We start from the raw sequence: 17,644 nt of genomic DNA on the forward strand, positions 1-17,644 counted from the left end.
CGCGCGTCGTTGACGTTGCGTTAAGCCGGCGCCCGTTTAATGAAGCGGTTCCGCCATCCTCGCCCAAGGGCTGCCCTTGCATCGCCGTCAACTGATTGCGGCCGCCACGTCGCTGCCGCTGCTGCTGTGCCTGCCCCTGCGCCAGGCGCTGGCAGCGACGCCTGCTGCCTCGGCGCCCTTCGATCGTGACACCGTAGCGACACTGGCGCGCGAGTTGGCCTCGCGCGCCTTCGTGCCGCCCGTGCGTGCGCTTCCGGCCCAGCTCGACGCCATCGCCTACGACCAGTACCGCGACTACCGCTTCCGTCCCGAACGCGCGCTGTGGCGCGACGAGGGGCTGCCCTTCCAGGTGCAGCTGTTCCACCGCGGCTTCCTGTTCAAGGACCGCGTCGAAATGCATCTGGTCGCGGACGGGCGCGCGACGCCCCTGCCGTACCGGCGCGAGCTGTACGACTTCGGTCCGCAGGTGCCGCCGCCGGAGGATGCGGCGCTGGGCCACGCCGGCTTCCGCCTGCATGCGCCGCTCAACCGCCCCGACCATTTCGACGAACTGTGCGTGTTCCTGGGCGCCAGCTACTTCCGCGCCGTGGCGCAGGGGCTGGTGTACGGGCTGTCGGCGCGCGGGCTGGCGCTGGGCAGCGGCGACCCCGGGCCCGAGGAGTTCCCGCTGTTCCGCGAGTTCTGGCTGGAACGTCCCGCGACCGATGCCGACGCCGTGGTCGTGCATGCGCTGCTCGACAGCCCCAGCGTGGCCGGCGCCTACCGCTTCACCATCCGGCCCGAGGGCACGCAGACCACGATGGAGGTCGACGCGCGCCTGTATCCGCGCGTCGAGCTGCGCAATGCCGGGATCGCACCGCTGACCGCCATGTTCGAGTTCGACGCCGGTGATCGCGTGGGCGTCGACGACTTCCGGCCCGCGGTGCACGATTCCGACGGCCTGGCGATCCTCAACGGCGCGGGCGAGCAGATCTGGCGGCCGCTGCGCAATCCCCCGCAGGTCGCGCACAGCGGGTTTGCCGATGACAATCCGCGCGGGTTCGGGCTGATGCAGCGCAAGCGCAGTTTCGATGCCTACCAGGACGCCGAGGCCAGCTACGAGAAGCGGCCCAGCGCCTGGGTCGAGCCGCTGGGCGAGTGGGGGCCGGGCGAGGTGCACCTGGTCGAGTTGCCCACGGGCAACGAGTTCGCCGACAACATCGTCGCCTTCTGGCGCCCGCGCGCGCCGCTCGCCGCCGGCCGCGAGCATCGCTTCGCCTATCGGCTGCACTGGTGCGCAGACCACGCCTGGCTGCCGCAGCTGGCGCGCGTGGTCGAGACGCGCAGCGGGCAGGGCGATGCCGATGCTGGCGTGCCGCCGCGAATGTTCGTGATCGACCTCGACGGCGGGCGCCTGTCCAGCCTGCCGGCCGATGCCGCGCCCAGGGTCGAGGCGCATGCGTCGGCCGGCGAGCTGCGCAATCCGGTTGCCTATCGCCTCGCGGCCAACGGCCGCTGGCGCATGAGTTTCGAACTGCTGCCGGGGACGGCTGAGGTAATCGAACTGCGCGCGCGGCTGCTTGATGCCGACGGCACGCCGCTGTCCGAGACCTGGCTGTCGCGGTGGCCGGCATGAGCTCGTCCGCAGCCCTGCCGGTCGACGCGCCGGTCGGTGCCACGCCTTGGCTGCCGCCCGAGGCGCCGCTGGAGATGCCGGTGCAGGACCTGCGCCGTGGCCGCCTGGCGGGCTCGAAGCCGCCCAGCTCGCCGCCGCGCATGGCGCTGCGGCGCACGGCGGTATTTGGCGGTACCGCACTGCTGAGCCTGGTGGCGGCCTACCAGATGTGGTGGCTGCTGCGCGGCAACGGGATCTCGGTGCTCGAGGGCGTGCTGCTGGCGCTGTTCGTGCCGCTGTTCGCCTGGATCGCGCTGTCCTTCGCCAGCGCGGTGCCCGGCTTCGTGCGCGTGCTGCGCGACCAGCCACTGCGGCTGGGATTGTCGAGCGATGGGCCGCTGCCGTGGCTGTCGACGCGCACTGCGCTGCTGGTGCCGGTCTACAACGAGGATCCGCACCGCACCTTTGCCGGCGTGCAGGCGATCCTGGAGTCGGTGGTCGCCACGGGGCAGGGCGCCTGCTTCGATGTATTCATCCTCAGCGATACGCGCCGGCCCGAGGTCGCCGCTGACGAGGAGCGGGCCTTCCTGCGCCTGCGCGAACGCTTCGCCAACGAGGTCGGGATCTATTACCGCCGCCGCGACGACAACGCCGAGCGCAAGGCCGGCAACATCGCAGGCTGGGTGCGCCGTTTCGGCGGCGCCTTCGCGAGCATGCTGATCCTCGACGCCGACAGCCTGATGGAAGGCGCCACCATCGTGCGCCTGGCCGCGGCGATGGAGCGCAATCCGGACGTGGCCCTGGTCCAGACCCTGCCGCTGGTGGTCAACGGCAGCACCATCTTCGCGCGCATGCAGCAGTTTTCCGGACGCGTGTACGGGCCGGTGATCGCGCATGGCGTGGCCTGGTGGCACGGCGCGGAGAGCAACTACTGGGGCCACAACGCGATGATCCGCACGCGCGCCTTCGCCGCCTGCGCCGGCCTGCCCGCGCTGGAGGGACGCGAGCCGTTCGGTGGCAACGTGCTCAGCCACGACTTCGTCGAGGCCGCGCTGATGCGCCGCGGCGGCTGGGCGCTGCACATGGAGCCGGGCCTGGGCGGCAGCTACGAGGAAGGCCCGCCGTCGCTGACCGACATGCTGGTGCGCGACCGCCGCTGGTGCCAGGGCAACCTGCAGCACTCGCTGGTGCTGCCCGCGCGCGGCCTGCATCCGGTCAGCCGGCTGCACCTGATGATGGGCATCGGCCACTACTTCACCGCGCCGATGTGGGCGATGCTGATGCTGGTCGGCCTGTCGATCCCGCTGCAGGCGGGCATCGAGGGAGGCTATGCGCCGCTGGCCTATTGGCAGGGCGCCGATCCCGAGCGCTTCCTGTGGGTGTTCGGCCTGACCATGGCCCTGTTGTTCGGGCCCAAGCTGCTGGCCCTGGTCGCGGCGCTGCTGGATGGCACCTCGCGCCGCGCCTTTGGCGGCGGCCTGCGGCTGGCGGCGGGCGCGCTGCTGGAGACGGTGCTTGCCGCGCTGATGGCGCCGGTGACGATGTACCTGCAGTCGCGCGGCGTGGCCGAGGTGTTGGCCGGCAAGGACTCGGGCTGGGACGCGCAGCGCCGGGACGATGGCAGCCTGCCGCTGTCGGGGCTGCTCGCACGCTACGGCGGGCTGACCGTGTTCGGCGCCGGCGCGGCCGTGGTCGCGTGGCTGGTATCGCCCGGGCTGGCGGCGTGGATGGTGCCGGTCATCGCCGGCATGCTGCTTTCGATCCCGGTGGTGGCGCTGACCTCGTCCAGAAGCCTTGGCGACCGGCTGCGGCGCCTGCGCATCTTCGCGACTCCCGAGGAAGCTGCGCCGCCGGCGATCCTGCAGCGCGCCGAGGCGCTGCGGCGCGAGCGCTGAGCCCAGCGCGGCCCGGCGCATCGCCTCAGCCGCCAAATGCCCTGCGCAGCAGCAGCAACAGCCCCTGGCTGTCGTGCAGGCGCTGCACCAGGATCTCGATGTAGACCCCCAGCAGCAGCAGGATGATGCCGGTCGCCGCCCATGCCTTGAGCGGCAGGGTCAGCGCGAACACGTTGAGCTGCGGCGCGTAGCGGTTCACCAGGCCGAACGACAGGTCGACGATCAGCAGGATCACCATCACCGGCGCGGCCAGCACCAGCATGGTGGTCATGAAGTAGCCGAAGTGGCCGACGAACAGGTTCATGCCCGAGGCCGCGAGGTCGGGGTAGAACGAGGTCGGCGGCCAGATCGCGTAGCTGCCCAGCAGCAGGTCCAGGAAGATCAGGAACGCGCCGCTGGCCATGAACACCCAGGCCGAGAACTGCGACAGGAAGTCGGCGTGCAGCGAAGTCTGGTGCCCCTGGATCGGATCGAACACCATCGCCATGCTCATCCCGACCTGGGTGTCGATGACGTTGCCGGCCGCCGAGATCGCCCAGAACACGATGCCGAAGCAGAAGCCGATGGCGATGCCGATGAACAGCTCCTTGACCACCAGCGCCGGCCACGACAGCGTGCTCATCGTGCCGGTCGGCGCGGTCGCCACCACGATCGGCAGGGCCACGATCGCCAGGCTGACCAGGAAGCTGTTGCGCACCATCGCCGGCATGTTCTGCGGGCTGATCAGCGGCAGCATGATGAACGCGCCGATGATGCGCGGCAGGGTCAGCCCCAGCGCCAGCACCGCGGTTTCGGCCGAGGCGAAGACTTCCATCAGCGCCGGGTCAGGTGCGGGAACTCGGTGAAGATCCGGTTCGAGTAGGTGTACAGCGTGCCGCCGATCATCGCGCCGGTGACAAACAGCGCCAGCACGATGGCCACGAACTTCAGCGCATAGGCGAAGGTCTGCTCCTGGATCTGCGTCGCCGCCTGCAGGAAGGCGACCACCAGGCCCACGATGGCGGCCGCCGCGATCGGCGGGCCCGACAGCATCAGCACCAGCCACAACGCTTGCCTGGTCAGCTCGAGTGTTTCACTCATCGTCCTGTCGCCTCCGTCCGCGTGACCCGTTCAGGGCGTGTAGGTCAGCACCAGGCCGTGCACCAGCTTGGCCCAGCCGTCGATCAGCACGAACAGCAGCAGCTTGAACGGCAGCGACACGGTGGTCGGCGACATCATCATCATGCCCAGCGCCAGCAGGATGTTGGCCACCACCAGGTCGATGATCAGGAACGGCAGGAAGATCAGGAAGCCGATCTGGAAGGCGGTGGTCAGCTCGCTCACGGTGAAGGCCGGCACCACCACGATGAAATCGTTGGCGCTCAGCGAACCGCGACGCTCTTCGGGCAGCAGGCTTTGCGCGCTCCTGAGGAAGAAGGCGCGCTCGGCCGGGTTGGAATGCGCGATCAGGAATCCGCGCAGCGGCTCCTTGCCGGCCTCGAACATCGCCAGCAGGCGCGCGCCCTCGCTGCCCGGCGGCGCGAGCGGTGCCGCCGGCGGCTGCGTCGCGGGTGCGGGCGCTGACTGCGCGGTCGCGGCATCGGCGCTGGAGCCGGTGACGACGTTGCGAAACAGCGGCCCCGGCCCTTCTTCGCCTGCCGCGGTGCCGGCCGCCTCCGCCTCCGCCTCGGCGCGAAGCGCGTCGGCCGCTGCCGGGCTCGCGGGCGCGGGATCGTCCGTGGCAAGCGCGGGTGGCGCGGTAGCGGCGCCCGACGGCTGCGCGGTGCGCGCCGCGGTGCGGCGGGCCTGCGCCTGTTCGCGCGCGGCCTGCTCGCGCTGGCGCTCGTCGACCATCTTCTGTACCGCGGCCGGCACCGGTCGCCCCTGCTGGTGCGCGGTCACCGCGTCGTAGGTCTCCAGGATCACCGGGTACATCACGTAGATCGACAGCACGATCGCAAGGCCGTTGATGACCACGTTCGGCGGCACCTGCTGCAGGCCCAGCGCATTGCGCAGCAGGCTCAGCACCACCACGATCTTGGTGAACGAGGTCACCATGACCGCGACGAACGGCGCCAGCGCCAGCGCGACGATGACGACGAGGACGAGGGCGGGGGAGTAACTGCTCAGATCCATGGACGCTCCTGCTGGACGCGGACGGGCGGGGGCGGGCGGCGGGCGCCGCTCAGCTCCAGCCCAGCAGGCGCACGCCGAGGGTGTCGCCGACCGCCACCACCTCGCCCTGGCCCACGGCCTGGCCGTTGGCGCGGATGGTGACGTTGGCGCCTTCCAGTGCGCCCGCCAGCGGGAACACATAGCCCGGCTGCAGCGCCGACAGGTCGCCCACGCGCAGTTCGGTGCGGCCCAGCTCGAAGGCCAGGTCGACCGGCAGGCGCCGCGCCAGTGCGTCGGCGTCGCCGTCTTCGCTGGCCTGGGGGGTGTCGTTCATGGGGGAAATCTCCTGTACATGGGTCTGAAGATGCCGGGGTGGTCCGCTGATCCGCCAACCGTCGGCAGCCGGCGCGATCGGCCAGGCGATTGCGCGTGCGCAGGCCTCCGCCTGTGGCGGCTGGCTGCGCCTGCCGGCAACGAGCACGTCGCCCGGCTGCAGCGCGTTCCAGTCGGCCCACGGCAGCGGCGCGATGCGCCACTGCAGTTGGATCGGCACACCAAGCTCGCGCCAGCCATCCAGCGGCGCAGCTTCACCGCTGGGCGGATCGGCGCGCTCGAGCAGGCGTTCGAGCCACGACGCCGGTACGCGCAGCGCGCCCTGCAGCGCCGGCATGCGCGAGGTCGAACCTTCCGGCGCGTCCTCGTCGACGATGAAGTCCAGCCACAGCAGCGAGGCCTCGTCCTGTGCCGCGTCGCCGGCATCGACCAGGGGTGTCAACACCACGCCGAATGCTTCGCTGAGCCGCATCAGCTGCGCCTCGTTGGCCAGGCTCCAGGCGAGCACGCGCGAGCGGCCCTGGTAGTCGCTCCAGTGCGCGCCATCGCCGTGCGTGGGCCCCTGCAGCGCAAGCCCGAGGCGCGTGCCCTCGGCATCGAGCTCGAACGTTTGCGCGGCCGGCGCGGGACGGCCGGGGATGAACTGCAGCAGGCCGTGGTTGGACAGGCTCCAGGTCTGCGGCGTGGCGAAGAAACTGCGCAGCGCGGCCGCCTGCGCGGTCGAGAGCGTGGGCAACAGGCCGCGCAGCGGCCGCAGCGGGCGCGGAGCTTCGCCAGCGGGCGTTGCCGGCTGCCGGCGCTTGGGTCCGGCGGCCTTGCGCCTGGTTGCAGTGGGGTCAGCCATGGCCAAGTGCCACCTTCATCAGTTCGGGCAGCGAACGCACGCCGAGCTTGGCCATCATGTTCGCGCGGTGCAGTTCGACGGTCTTGATGCTGATGCCCAGGATGTCGGCGATGATCTTGTTGGGCTTGCTGGCGACCACCAGGTCGAGCACCTGGCGCTCGCGCGGGCTCAGTTTTTCCAGCGCCGGGCTGTAGGCCGGCGCCTGCTCGCGGCGGCTGGCGAACGCGGCGTGGATGGCATGGGTCAGCGCCTCCTCGCTGAAGGGCTTTTCGAGGAAGTTGGCCGCGCCCTTGCGCATCGCCTCCACCGCCAGCGGCACGTCGCCGTGCGCGGTCACGAACACCAGCGGCAGGCGGATGCCGCGGCGGATGAGTTCTTCCTGCAGCTGCAGCCCGCTCATCTGCGGCATGCGGATGTCCGAGACCAGGCACTCCTCGTGCGCGCCATGGCGCTCGCCCTCGTATGCGGCCAGGAACGCGGCGGCGGATGCATACGGACGCGGCTCGAAGCCGGCAGTCTCCAGCAGCCATGCGGTCGAATCGCGGAAGCCATCGTTGTCGTCGACCAGGTACACCCGCGCGGATGCCATTCCCTACAGTCTCCCTTCCGCGCGTGGCAGTGTGAATGCAAACACGCTGCCGCCGCCGGGGCGTGCCTCGAAGAACAAACGACCTTCATGGTATTCGATGATCGAACGACAGATGGCAAGGCCGATGCCCAGGCCGTCGGACTTGGTGGTGAAGAAGGGCGAGAACAGCTGCTCGGTTTCCGCCGGACTCAGGCCGCCGCCGCGGTCGAGCACGCGCACCTCCACTTCGTCGTCGAGGTTGACCCGACCCTCGATGCGCAACTCGCGCTGGCCGGACGGCATCGCGCGCATGGCCTCGATCGCGTTCTTGACCAGGTTGAGCAGCACCTGCTCGACCATCACCCGGTCGGCGTAGACCGCAGGCAGGCCGGGCGCCAGCGCCAGGTCGATGCACAGCTGCTGGCGCTCGGCCTCCAGCCGCAGCAGCTCCAGCACGGTGCTGGCGATGACGCCGACCTCGTGCGCGTCGCGCCTGGGTTCGCGCGCACGCACGAACTCGCGCACGCGCGAGATCACGGCGGCGGCATGCTCGGCCTGGGTACGCGCGGCCAGCAGCGCGCGCTCGACCTGCGCGGGGCCGCCCGCCTGCCCGACGAGGCGCAGGCTGCCGTTGAGGTAATTGACGATCGCCGCCAGCGGCTGGTTGAGCTCGTGAGCAAGCGTGGCAGCCATCTCGCCCACCGACATCAGGCGCGAGGTGAACAGCAGCTTCTCCTGCTGGTGCTTGTGCGTGTCCAGCGCCTGCAGGCGCTCGCTGATGTCGACCGCGGTGAGCAGGTCGACATCGCCCTTCTCCAGCGCCAGCCGACGCCAGTGCAGTGCATACCAGTGGCCGCTGTGTGGCGCGCGCACTTCGGCGCCATCGTCCGCGCGCGCTGCGCCCAGCGCCGCCAGCAGCCCGGCGCGGTCGCGGTGGCCGGACAGCGCGGAAAACGCCTCGGCAAACTCTGTGTTTCCCGCCACCAGTGCGCCGTTGGCGCGCGAGAATGCCGCGCAGGCGAACGGGACCGCATCGAGGATCGTGCCCAGCGTGGTCGAGGCCGCGTCTGCGGCGCCGCGGCGACGCACGGCAGGCGCCGCGCTCATGCAGCCGATCCGGGCATGCAGGCGTGCACGCCCGCACGCGCAGCAGACCGCCTGCTAGGGTATGCGGCCTGCGCGGACGCACCGCCCGCCCGTCCTTCCAACGGAAGACTTCCGATGATGCCGAGCCGACGCCACGCCCTGCCATTGCTGCCCTGCCTGCTGGCCGCGTCCTGGCCCGGCGCCGCCGTGGCTGCGGCCGCGGTGGCTCCAGCATCCACCGGCGCTTCATACGTCTGGGAACTGCTGGCGATCCTGTTGCCCTTGGCCTTCATCATCATCTGCCTGCTTGTCCTGCTGCGGATCCTGCGAAGGCGGTTTGGCCTCGCAGGACCGGATGCGCCGCTGTCCGTGGTCCAGGTGCTGCCGGTCGGGCCGCGCGAACGCGTCGTGGTGCTGCGTTCGCGCGCCGGCCGCGCATTCGCGGTTGGCGTGAGCGCCGGTGCGGTGAGCCTGATCACCCATCTTGACAGTGACGACCTCGGCCCCGCCACAACCGACGGTGCGTTGTCGGAGCAGGCGGCGCCGATGACGCTATTACAACGGTACAGGGTTAAACGGCCGTGACGCGTCAGCGTGTTCGCGGTCACACTCCTGCAGCGCCGATCAACTGAAACCTGCTGTTGACTCGCGTATAACTTCGCAACGATATATGTAGCCCCCCGGACGACGCGATGCGCGGATGCGCAATCGCCTCGGGTCGGTCGCGACCCGCGCCACGCCGCAGCCCCCGATGCGACGTGGTGTCCGCGGCACGACACGCGCATCGTCGCCGTTCGCAATCGTCCCTTTCCCCCGAGGGCCACGGATGACAACAAGCGTGCGCAGCTGGCTGAGTTCCCTGTTCGCCGCCCCCGACGGCGCGGCGCCTCGTACGGGCCTGGGCTACAGCGACGTGATCCTCGCCTTCGGCGCGGTGCTGATCATCAGCGTGATGATCCTGCCGCTGCCGCTGTTCGTGATCGACGCGCTGGTCGCGGTGAACATCTCGATCGGCTTCGGCCTGCTGCTGCTGAGCATCTACATCCCCAACCCGGTCGCGTTCTCCAGCTTCCCCAGCGTGCTGCTGCTGACCACGCTGTTCCGGCTGGCGATCTCGATCGCGATCACCAAGTCGATCCTGCTGCACGCCGACGGCGGCCACATCGTCGAGACCTTCGGCACACTGGTGGCGGGCAACAACCTCGTCGTGGGCCTGGTGGTGTTCCTGATCATCACGGTGGTGCAGTTCATCGTGATCGCCAAGGGCTCCGAGCGCGTGGCCGAGGTCGCCGCGCGCTTCACCCTCGATGCGATGCCGGGCAAGCAGCTGTCGATCGACTCGGACCTGCGCTCGGGCCTGATCGACAAGGACGAGGCGCGGAGCAAGCGGCGCCTGCTGGAGACCGAGAGCCAGCTGCACGGCTCGCTCGATGGCGCGATGAAGTTCGTCAAGGGCGACGCCATCTGCGGCATCGTCATCATCCTGGTCAACCTGCTGGGCGGCCTGGCGATCGGCGTGCTGCAGAGGGACATGTCGCTGGCCCAGGCCACGCACACCTACAGCATCCTGACCATCGGCGACGGCCTGGTCTCGCAGATCCCCGCCATCCTTGCCACCATGGCCGCGGGCCTGGTGGTCACGCGCACCACCGGCGAGATCGAGGACCGCCACCTTGGCGACGCGATCAGCCGCCAGGTCGCCGCGCAGCCGCGGGTGGCGCTGATCACCGGCCTGCTGGCGATGCTGATGACCCTGGTGCCCGGCTTCCCGTGGCCGGTGTTCCTGCTGCTCGGGCTGGCGCTGCTGGGCTACAGCGCCTGGCGCTATCGCTACGAATTCGAAAGCCTGCGGCGCATGTTCAGGATCAGCGACGAGGAGATCACCGCCGCGCTCAAGCCGATCGAGACCGACGAGTTCGCGCCGCCGCCGCCGCTGCTGCTGGAGCTCTCGCCGGGGCTGGCCGCGATGATCGGACAGGAGCCGCCGCGCGCACGCGCCGCCGAGGCTGCGCGCCGGGTGCGCGACGAGTTCGGCGTGCCGGTGCCGGTGCCGGTGGTGCGCGTGTCGGCCGCGCTCGCCGAGGCCGAGTACCGGCTCAGCGCGCATGGTGCACGCGTCGCCACCGGCCGCCTGCCGCGCGGCGTCGGCTACGTCGCGCAGGTACCGGGCGGCGAGCCGCTGTCGGGCTTCTTTCCCGCCATGCCCGGGCGCTGGGACGAGTGCGTCGCCGCTGAAGGCACGCTGGCGCCGCTCGACGTGCTGACCCTGCACCTGGACGTCGCGTTGCGCCGCCGCCTGGGCAGTTTCCTGGGCATCCAGGAAACGTCCAACCTGTTCGGCAAGATGCAGCGCGACTATCCCGACCTGGTCAAGGAGATGCTGCGCGTGGTCGCGCCGCAGCGCGTGGCCGACGTGCTGCGCCGGCTTGCCGAGGAAGGCGTGCCGATCCGCAACCTGCGCGATGCGTTCGAGGCGATCACCGACGTGGGCAGCCGCGAGAAGGACGTGGTGCTGCTGACCGAATACGTGCGCGTGGCGCTCAAGCGCGAGATCGCCGAGCGCTGGTCCGACGCCGACCGCAACCTGCACGTGCTGTTGATCCATCCCGAGCTCGAGGACAAGCTGCGCCAATCGGTACGCGTGGCCGGCGGCGCCAGCCAGCTGGCGATCTCGCCGGAGCTGGCCGCGCGTCTGGGCAACGAGGTGCGCGCGCACCTGGCGCGGCAGGCACCGGGCGTGCACCCGGTGCTGCTGTGCTCGCTGGATGTACGTCGCCACCTGCGCAAGCTGCTGGAGGTGGACTTCTTCGACCTGCCGGTGCTCTCCTACCAGGAACTCGCGCCGGAGCTGCGCATCGTGCAGGCGGGCCAGGTCAATGCCTGAGCCGCTGTCGCCGATCTCCCGACCCATGACCATCCCGCGGGATCCCCCGCCCGCAGGAGCCAGACCCGATGTCTTCCCCCACAACAGACAGACCTGAAGCCACCGACGACGATGCCGCGGTGCTGCGGATCGTCTCCGGCCTGCACACCGGCGCGACCCGGCCGCTTTCGCGACGCGAGATGGTGCTGATCGGCAGCGGCGACGACTGCGACGTGGTTCTCGCCGACCTCGGCGTGGCGCCGCATCACGCGCTGCTCAACGCCGTCGATGGACGCTTCCACCTGCGTGCGCTCGATGCGCCGGTCGAACTGCCCGGCGGCACCCTGCATCCGGGCGATCCGGTCGAGGTCGGCCAGGTGCAGCGCATCGCGCTGGGCCAGGCGGCGATCGCCTTCGGTCGCGCCGATGCGGTCGAGTGGCTGACCCTCGCGCCTGAACCGGGCGCCGACGCGCCGCTGGCCAGGCCGCGCCCCGCATTCGCCAACCGCATGCCGCTGATCGCGGGAATCGCGGTGCTCGCGCTGTCGGCGTTGGCGATCGTCGCCGCGCTGATGCCTGCGCCGGCGCCGGAAGTCGACGTGGAGCACCGACTGCGCGCACTGGCGCAGGAATTCGACGTCGGAGACGTCGTGATCAGCCGCGACGTCGAAGGTCGCATCGTACTGTCGGGCACCGTTGACGACAGCGACGCGCGCACGCGTTTCCAGTCACGCATCGCCAGCGAAGAAATGGACGCCAGCGTCGCGCTGCGCAGCGGACAGGACCTGGCGGTCGACGTGGCCGAGGTGATGCGCACCGGTGGCTACGCAGTGCGGGCGGAATACCTGGGCAACAACAACGTGCGCGTCAGCGGGCGCTTCGGCGAGGACGACAAGGTGGTGCGCGAATTCATCACCTCGCGCGCCATGATCGAGACCGGGGTCAACATGGTCGAGCCGGTCAACCTCGACCAGCCGGCACCCGACGCGGTCGCCGATGCGGATGCGGGCGCAGTGATGGACGGCGACAAGGCGCACATCGTTTCGATTGTCCGCGGCGAGACGCCGCACATCATCGATGCCGAGGGCAACGTCTACCACGATGGCGCGGCGATACCGGGCTGGGGCGAGCTGGTGTCGATCGGCCAGTTCGCGCACGTCATCCAGGCCGACGGCACGCTGGTCAAGCTGACGCCTTCGCCTGCGCCCAGGGCGCCCGTGGAAGAAGAAGCGCCGCCAGCGCAGGCGCCTGAGGCCGAACCCACCACCGGCATGGGCGCGACGGCGGCGGCACCGCTGGCGGGCACTGGCCGCAAGCGCGCGGCGGGCGCCGAAGACACGATGTGAACACCCCCTGCGGTAAACCCTAGGTCACGATTCGACGCAACATTTTTCCGCTACAGTCCAGCGCGTGACCGTCCCGGAAGTGCACGCGGTCCGCTCCCCCGAATCCGCGAGGTCCCTGCCTCGCATGCACAAGGAGTCATCACGATGACCATCCCGACCAACGCCAACCTCATCAACCAGTACGTCGGCGCGGCGACCTTTGCCAACGGCCCCGGCGGCCCGACCGGCACGCGCAGCAGCAGCGGTGGCAGCAGCGGCACCAGCTGGTACGAAGCGATGTCGCGCGCATGGGGGCAGACCCTCGACGCGCAGGCGAGCGAGATCACCTCGCTGTCCGACGCCATCGGCGCGGGCTCCGACGAGCCCTCGCAGATGGTCGCGCTGACCGCGGCCAGCCTGAAGATGCAGTTCATGTCCAACAATGCGGCCACCTCGCAGAACAGCGTGGCCGAATCGTTGAACGCGGTCGCCCGCAAGCAGTAACCGCGACGCGACCCGGCCGATGCGGGCGAGGCCCGCGGTGGTCGTTCGCAATGGCGATACATGCACGAAAGTGCGCCCACGGGCGCACGCCTCGGGAGCAATCCAGATGATCGATGCAATCCAGGTCGCGGCGATGGACGCGACAGCCAACCCCGCGGCATCGCCCGCGCTGCAGCCGCAGGCCGCGGCGGTGGACGTGCGCGAGTTCGCGCAGGCACTCGACCGCGCCGGCGGTGCCGCGCCTGCGCCCAGCGACGCCAACGCCATCACCAGCACGGCGCCGCCCGGCGAGTCGGCCACGGCCAAGATGATGGTCAACGCCTTCGACAGCCTCAACGGCACGGCCACCAAGATCGAGAACCTGTCGCGCGCGATGTCGGCCAGCGCGACCGAGATGACGCCGGGGCAGATGCTCGAGATGACCATGCAGTGCCACCAGTTCCTGTTCCAGTCGCAGCTCACGTCCAACGTGGCCAACCGCACCTCCGATGGTGTGCAGCAGCTGTTCCGGCAGCAGTCCTGACTTTTCCGGAGCACCGTCGATGGACCTCTCCCGATTCCGCGCCCGCACAGGCGTGACGCTGCGCCCGGCGATCGCGCTGCTCGCCTGCCTGCTGCTTGCGGCGTGCACGCAGGTCACGATGTACGGCGATCTCGAGGAGCGGCAGGCCAACGAAGTGTTCGCCGCGCTGCTGGCGGCCAACGTCGATGCCAACAAGCGCACGTCGCTGAGCAAGACCGGCTGGGAGATCCGGGTCGACCGTTCGGACTTCGCCCACGCCATGCAGGTGCTGCAGGCACGCGGGCTACCGAGCCAGCAGTACCTGTCGATGTGCGACGTGTTCAAGAAGGAGGGCATCGCCTCGTCATCCGTCGAGGAGAACGCGCGCTACCTGTGCAGCCGCCAGCAGGAGCTGGCGCGCACGCTGTCCGGTTATCCGGGCGTGGTCGATGCGCGCGTGCATATCGCCCTGGCCCGGCGCGATCCGCTGGGTGGCGCGGACGGTGATTCCTCGGCTTCCGTGGTGATCTTCCAGCAGCCCGGCGCCAACCTCGAAAATCTGCAGACCCGCATCAAGACCGTGGTCAAGGACGGCATCGAGGGCCTGGACGACATCAACAAGGTGTCCGTCGAGTTCGTGCTGATGCCCGGCGCCCCGGCCGTCCCGCAGCGCCAGGCGGCTCCCGCGGCGATGTCGGCCGCCAACGCCACCTCGATCGGCATCGGCCTGGGCGTGGCGGCACTGCTGGGCCTGGTCTGGGCCGGCTGGGGCAAGCTGCGGCAGCGGCGCATGCGGCAGTCCGCGGGCGACGGCGGCAGGCTCTGGAACGGCTGAGACGCGACATGGCGCTGCAGGCACTGCTCGGCGAACTGCATCCGGACTGGCACGCAGGCAGCGTGCAGCCCGCGCTTGACCCGCAGCTGGCCGCGCGCGCGCGCGCCAGCGCGCTGGGCCGGCGCCTGCTGCTGCGTGCACTGCCGCCGGCTTTCATGGACGGCCTGTTCGCGCCCGCGCCGGGTGGCGGCGATCATTCCGGCATCCTGCAGCGCTGGCCGCGCACGCGCATGCAGGCGCTGGTGCGCGACCTGGGCGTGCTGGCGCATGCGCCGATGATCCGCGCCGAGGTCCGCCGCGAGCCCGTGCGCTGGCTGCGGCGGACCCTGGGCAACAGCTACCTGCTGGCCCTGGATCCCGCGGTCTGGGACGGGCGCGTGGATCGCGAGGTCCACGCGCGCCTGTCCTCGCGCTGGGAGGCGCTGCTGGCCGACCCCGGGTTCCTGGTCGATGCCGCGTTGCTCGGCGACGTGCTCGATCGCCAGGGCCGCGGCGAGCTCCTGGCCTGGGCGCTGCGCCGCAACCGTCCGCTGGCGGACTGGACGCGCCTGCTGCACGCGGATGAACCTCCCGCGCCGGCGCATCTGCCCGAGAAGGCGCTGTTGCTGGTGGTCTCGCACCACGAGGGCCGGGATGGAGACTAGCGTGCGCACGCCGGACACCGCCGACCCGGTCGTGCCTGCGGTGCAGTCCGGGCCGGCGCAGGCGCAGGCGCAGGCGACAGGCACCGTCGCGGTGTTCGAACGCCGTGCGTTCGAGCGTTCGCTGTCGGTGCGCGTGCTCAAGCCCCAGCACCTGGCCAAGCTCGACGAGCTCGACGTGCTGCTCGAACGCGTCAATGCGCTGCATGGCGAGGTCGAAGCCGGTATTGCGCAGGCGCGCGAGGCCGGGCAGGCCGAAGGATTCGCCGAGGGACTGCGGCGCGCGCAGCAACAGATGACCGAACAGCTGACCGCGCTGAACGAGCGGCGCGCGCGCGCGCTTGCCGAGGCGACCGGTCGTATTTCCGAACTGGCCTGTGCGATCGTGGCCAGGATCGCGCCCGGCTTCGACGCCGCCAGCGTAGTGCCGCCGCTGGTGATGCAGGCGGTGGAGGCCGCGCAGGCCGAGCAGTTCCTGCTGATCCGGGTGCACCCGGACGTGCGCACGTCGGTGCAGGCAGGCCTCGGCGCAGTGCGCCAGGCGCACCCTGCGGTGGGCATGATCGAACTGGTCGACGACGAAAGCCTGGACCCGCTCAGCTGCGTGGTGGTGTCCGAAGCGGGCGAGGTGCGTGCCGGCGTGGCCCAGCAGATCGAGGCGATCCGCGTCGCACTGGCCGGCGTCGGCGGAGCGGGCGAGCGGTGAACCTGCCCGGGCCACTCGCGCAGGCGCCGGATGACACGCTCGATCCGCTGCTGAGCGCGCTGGCCGGGGTCAAGTCGATCCAGCGCGTCGGGCGCGTGGTCGAGGCCTACGGCACGTTGATCCGTGCCACTGGATTGAAGGCCTCGATTGGCGAGCTGTGCCATCTGCGCAATGCGCCTGGCGACGGCGACCCTTCGTTCAACCTGGCCGCCGAAGTGGTCGGCGTCTCCAAGCAGCACACCCTGCTCACGCCGCTGGGCGCGCTGGAAGGGATTTCCGCGACCACCCAGATCGTCGCCAGCGGCCGCCAGGCATCGATACGCGCGGGACCCGGACTGCTCGGCAGGATCCTCGATGCGCACGGCGAGCCGATCGACGAACGTGGGCCGGTCGGCCCCGCCGTCGACATGCCGATCTATGCCGCCTCGCCCAACCCGCTCACGCGCAAACTGATCGAGCGGCCGTTCTCCACCGGCGTGCGCGCCATCGACAGCGTGATGACCGCGGGTGAAGGCCAGCGCGTCGGCATCTTCGCGGTCGCCGGCGGCGGCAAGAGCACCCTGCTGGGCATGCTCGCGCGCGGTGGCGACGCCGAGATCAACGTGATCGTGCTGGTCGGCGAACGCGGCCGCGAGGTCAACGAGTTCATCCACGACAACCTGGGCGAGGCCGGCTTGGCGAAGTCGGTGATCGTGGTCGCCACCTCCGACCGGCCCGCGCTGGAACGCAGTCGTGCGGCCTGGGTCGGCACCGCCATCGCCGAATACTTCCGCGACCAGGGCAAGCGCGTGCTGCTGCTGCTCGATTCGGTGACGCGCTTCGCGCGCGCGCTGCGCGACGTGGGCCTGGCGATCGGCGAGCCGCCGGCGCGACGCGGCTTCCCGCCCTCGGTGTTCAGCGCGCTGCCGCGGCTGTTCGAGCGCGCGGGCAACAACGAGATCGGCAGCATCACCGCCTTCTACACCGTGCTGGCCGAGGACGAGGACGGCGGCGATCCGATCGTCGAGGAAGTGCGCTCGATCCTCGACGGCCACATCGTGCTCTCGCGCAAGCTCGCGGCCGCCTACCACTACCCGGCGATCGACGTGCTCACCAGCCTCAGTCGCACCATGCCGCGGGTGGTGGACCAGGCACACCTGCGCGCCGCCGGGCAGCTGCGCAAGGCGCTGGCCAAGCATCAGGACATCGAGCTGCTGCTGCAGCTGGGCGAGTACAAGCGCGGCAGCGATCCCGACGCCGATTTCGCGATCGAGCGCATCGGCCCGATCCGCAAGCTGCTGCAGCAGTCCTCGGCCGAGCTGGTGCCGTTTGCGGAATCGTCGGACACGCTGAAGAAGCTGTTCGCATGAGCACCGCCTCGCGCACGCGCTACCCGCTGCAGCAGTTGCTGCAGCTGCGCGCCCATCGCACCGGGAAAGCGCGCCTTGTGGTCGTCGAGAGGCAGCGCGCGGTGCGCGAATGCCGCCAGGCCTGCGAGCGCATCGAGCAGGAGATCGTCGAGTTGCGCCGCGAGCGCGCCGGCCAGCGCCTGCGGATGATGGAAGCGCCGCCGCCGGGCATTCCCTTCCCGCTCGCGCTCGAGCAGCGCGAGGCACACATCGACTGGCTCGGCGAGCAGGAGCAGGCCGCGCAGCTGCGGCTGCAGCAGGCGCAGCAGAAGCTGCAGCAGGCCGAACAGGCCCTGGCCGCGGCCATGCAGGAATTCTTTCGCGCCAAGGCGCGCGAGGACGCGCTGGAAAAGCGCAAGGGCGTCTGGCGCGGCGAGATGCTGGCGCTCGAGGCCCGCCGCGAAGAGGACGCCGCAGCCGACCTGGTGCAGGCCGCCCACATCAGCCGCAGCCGCCATTGAGGAGC

Annotated in this window: 18 protein-coding genes; 12 read left to right on the plus strand and 6 right to left on the minus strand. The window is 70.5% G+C overall.

The annotated features are described in order from the left end of the window. Positions 1-76: 76 nt before the first annotated feature. Together ACW5EG_RS02165 and mdoH are read left to right on the plus strand one after the other, a co-directional pair. Positions 77-1,615 (plus strand): glucan biosynthesis protein, encoded by a 1,539-nt coding sequence (locus ACW5EG_RS02165; protein WP_457020737.1) that lies wholly within the window; start codon positions 77-79, stop codon positions 1,613-1,615. Next, positions 1,612-3,489, plus strand: a complete 1,878-nt coding sequence (mdoH, locus tag ACW5EG_RS02170; RefSeq protein ID WP_457020738.1) for a glucans biosynthesis glucosyltransferase MdoH — start codon at positions 1,612-1,614, stop codon at positions 3,487-3,489. Before ACW5EG_RS02165 ends, mdoH begins: the two co-directional genes overlap by 4 nt. 25 nt (positions 3,490-3,514) lie before the next feature. Here the strand turns inward: mdoH and sctT are convergent, their stop codons facing one another. From sctT to ACW5EG_RS02200, 6 genes are read right to left on the minus strand one after another with little or no spacing between them, the layout of a single operon-like run. Beyond that, entirely contained in the window at positions 3,515-4,303 is a 789-nt protein-coding gene (gene sctT / locus ACW5EG_RS02175) for a type III secretion system export apparatus subunit SctT (protein WP_457017068.1), read from the minus strand. Then, entirely contained in the window at positions 4,303-4,569 is a 267-nt protein-coding gene (sctS, locus tag ACW5EG_RS02180; RefSeq protein ID WP_457017070.1) for a type III secretion system export apparatus subunit SctS, read from the minus strand. Before sctS ends, sctT begins: the two co-directional genes overlap by 1 nt. A 30-nt stretch (positions 4,570-4,599) precedes the next feature. Next, positions 4,600-5,604, minus strand: coding sequence for a hypothetical protein (locus ACW5EG_RS02185; protein WP_457020739.1), 1,005 nt, complete (start codon positions 5,602-5,604; stop codon positions 4,600-4,602). Between the two features lie 49 nt (positions 5,605-5,653). Then, the gene (gene sctQ / locus ACW5EG_RS02190) at positions 5,654-6,760 is read right to left on the minus strand and encodes a type III secretion system cytoplasmic ring protein SctQ (protein ID WP_457020740.1); all 1,107 of its coding nucleotides are present in this window, start codon (positions 6,758-6,760) and stop codon (positions 5,654-5,656) included. Beyond that, entirely contained in the window at positions 6,753-7,349 is a 597-nt protein-coding gene (locus ACW5EG_RS02195; RefSeq protein ID WP_457020741.1) for a response regulator transcription factor, read from the minus strand. Before ACW5EG_RS02195 ends, sctQ begins: the two co-directional genes overlap by 8 nt. Before the next feature lie 3 nt (positions 7,350-7,352). Continuing rightward, positions 7,353-8,435 (minus strand): sensor histidine kinase, encoded by a 1,083-nt coding sequence (locus ACW5EG_RS02200; protein ID WP_457017078.1) that lies wholly within the window; start codon positions 8,433-8,435, stop codon positions 7,353-7,355. A gap of 117 nt (positions 8,436-8,552) precedes the next feature. Between ACW5EG_RS02200 and ACW5EG_RS02205 the strand changes: the two genes are divergently transcribed. From ACW5EG_RS02205 to ACW5EG_RS02250, 10 genes are all read left to right on the plus strand, one after another. After that, positions 8,553-8,999, plus strand: coding sequence for a flagellar biosynthetic protein FliO (locus tag ACW5EG_RS02205; RefSeq protein ID WP_457017079.1), 447 nt, complete (start codon positions 8,553-8,555; stop codon positions 8,997-8,999). 253 nt (positions 9,000-9,252) lie between these two features. Beyond that, positions 9,253-11,298, plus strand: coding sequence for an FHIPEP family type III secretion protein (locus tag ACW5EG_RS02210; protein ID WP_457020742.1), 2,046 nt, complete (start codon positions 9,253-9,255; stop codon positions 11,296-11,298). A 68-nt stretch (positions 11,299-11,366) separates the two neighbouring features. Continuing rightward, entirely contained in the window at positions 11,367-12,623 is a 1,257-nt protein-coding gene (locus ACW5EG_RS02215) for an FHA domain-containing protein (RefSeq protein ID WP_457020743.1), read from the plus strand. Positions 12,624-12,767: 144 nt separating this feature from the next. After that, positions 12,768-13,106 carry a hypothetical protein gene (locus ACW5EG_RS02220; RefSeq protein ID WP_457017082.1) on the plus strand — a complete coding sequence of 113 codons (339 nt, stop codon included), beginning with the start codon at positions 12,768-12,770 and terminating at the stop codon, positions 13,104-13,106. A gap of 106 nt (positions 13,107-13,212) precedes the next feature. Next, a complete protein-coding gene (locus ACW5EG_RS02225) occupies positions 13,213-13,629 on the plus strand; it encodes a hypothetical protein (RefSeq protein ID WP_457017084.1) in 417 nt (138 codons plus the stop codon). A gap of 19 nt (positions 13,630-13,648) precedes the next feature. Beyond that, the gene (gene sctJ / locus ACW5EG_RS02230) at positions 13,649-14,443 is read left to right on the plus strand and encodes a type III secretion system inner membrane ring lipoprotein SctJ (RefSeq protein WP_457017085.1); all 795 of its coding nucleotides are present in this window, start codon (positions 13,649-13,651) and stop codon (positions 14,441-14,443) included. A gap of 8 nt (positions 14,444-14,451) precedes the next feature. After that, the gene (locus ACW5EG_RS02235; RefSeq protein ID WP_457020744.1) at positions 14,452-15,087 is read left to right on the plus strand and encodes a hypothetical protein; all 636 of its coding nucleotides are present in this window, start codon (positions 14,452-14,454) and stop codon (positions 15,085-15,087) included. A 1-nt stretch (position 15,088) separates the two neighbouring features. Then, positions 15,089-15,790 (plus strand): FliH/SctL family protein, encoded by a 702-nt coding sequence (locus tag ACW5EG_RS02240; RefSeq protein ID WP_457020745.1) that lies wholly within the window; start codon positions 15,089-15,091, stop codon positions 15,788-15,790. A gap of 2 nt (positions 15,791-15,792) precedes the next feature. Continuing rightward, positions 15,793-17,139, plus strand: coding sequence for a FliI/YscN family ATPase (locus ACW5EG_RS02245; protein ID WP_457021389.1), 1,347 nt, complete (start codon positions 15,793-15,795; stop codon positions 17,137-17,139). Then, on the plus strand, positions 17,136-17,639 hold the full coding sequence (locus tag ACW5EG_RS02250; protein WP_457020746.1) for a hypothetical protein: 504 nt from the start codon (positions 17,136-17,138) through the stop codon (positions 17,637-17,639). The genes ACW5EG_RS02245 and ACW5EG_RS02250 overlap by 4 nt, the downstream gene beginning before the upstream one ends. Positions 17,640-17,644: the final 5 nt, after the last annotated feature.

It is taken from the genome of Luteimonas sp. A611 (assembly GCF_054072715.1).